Annotated in this window: 1 protein-coding gene; it reads left to right on the top strand. The window is 57.9% G+C overall.

Translation table 11 applies throughout. The features are described 5' to 3' along the window. Positions 1-186: 186 nt before the first annotated feature. On the top strand, positions 187-1,420 hold a 1,234-nt coding region (locus tag GZ78_RS22965), incomplete at its 3' end, for a lactonase family protein (RefSeq protein ID WP_034841486.1).

The following is a 1,420-nucleotide window of genomic DNA, read 5'->3' on the forward strand; positions in this document are numbered from 1 at the left end:
CAGAAAACTGAACTACACTGGATGTCCACCCAAAGGAGTTGGGAAGAGCCGGAACTGGATGCCTCCATAACCAACGGGTACAAGAGGCCATGACTCATGACATTCAGTGCAAAACCATCAGCGGCAACACCAAGCACGTTTTTTTCTACAAACCCTTGGCCATGCTGGCAGAGTGTATGTGTCTTTATGGCTCAGCTGGCAGTCACCAGCCTTTGCCTACTGCAACCTGCCAATGGCGAGGTGGTTGATGAGCCAGGGTCTCTCATTAACCCGGTCATTTACCGTAACGACAACACTCATGCGCTGAACGGCGCTGCGGGTGTCGTCCTCAGCCCCGACGGGCAACACCTGTACGTAACGGCCTTTGACGGTGATGCTCTGTCGGTGTACGACGTGGCCAGCGACGGTGCGCTCTCCAACCTCCGTATTTACCGTAACGACGGCACTCATGAGCTGGAAGGTGCCGAGGGTATTACCCTGAGCCCCGATGGGCAACACCTATACGTAACGGCCTTTTTAGGGGGGGCCCTGTCGGTGTACGACGTGGCCAGCGACGGCGCGCTCACCAACCCCCGTATTTATCGTAACGACGACATTCATGATCTGTTCGGTGCCCGGAATGTTGCCCTGAGCCCCAACGGGCAACACCTGTACGTAACGGCCACGTCTGGGGGTGCTCTGTCGGTGTACGACGTAGCCAGCGACGGCGCGCTCTCCAACCCCCGTATTTACCGTGACGGCGACACTCATGAGCTGAACGGTGCTTTGAATGTCGCCCTCAGCCCCGACGGGCAACGCCTGTACGTAACGGCCTATTTTGGGAATGCCCTGTCGGTGTACGACGTGGACAGCGACGGTGCGCTCTCCAATCCTCGTATTTACCGTAACGGCGACACTCATGAGCTGCTCCGTGTCCGGAGTGTTACCCTGAGCCCCGACGGACAATACCTGTACGTAACAGCAAATATTGGGGATGCCCTGTCGGTGTACGATGTGGCCAGCGACGGAGGGCTCTCTAACCCCCGTATTTACCGCAGCGACGACACTCATGAGCTGGACGGTGCCTGGGATGTTACGCTGAGTCCCGATGGGCAACACCTGTACGTAACGGCCTATGAGGGGGATGCCCTGTCGGTGTACGACGTGGCCAGCGACGGCGCGCTTTCCAACCCCCGTATTTACCATAACGACGACACTCATGAACTGGACGGTGCCCGGGGTATTGCCCTGAGCCCCGACGGGCAACACCTGTACGTAACGGCCTATTTTGGGGATGCCCTGTCGGTGTATCAGGTGGTCCAGGCCGTGGAAACAAACACCTCTTTATACTCCCTGACGCATTCAGCCAGCATTAACCCGGGCATGGACACACATACCCTGGTCTACTCTCCCACGCATTCAGCCATGACGAGCCCGAGCC

Origin of the sequence: Endozoicomonas numazuensis, assembly GCF_000722635.1 — a bacterium.
GTDB lineage: Bacteria > Pseudomonadota > Gammaproteobacteria > Pseudomonadales > Endozoicomonadaceae > Endozoicomonas_A > Endozoicomonas_A numazuensis.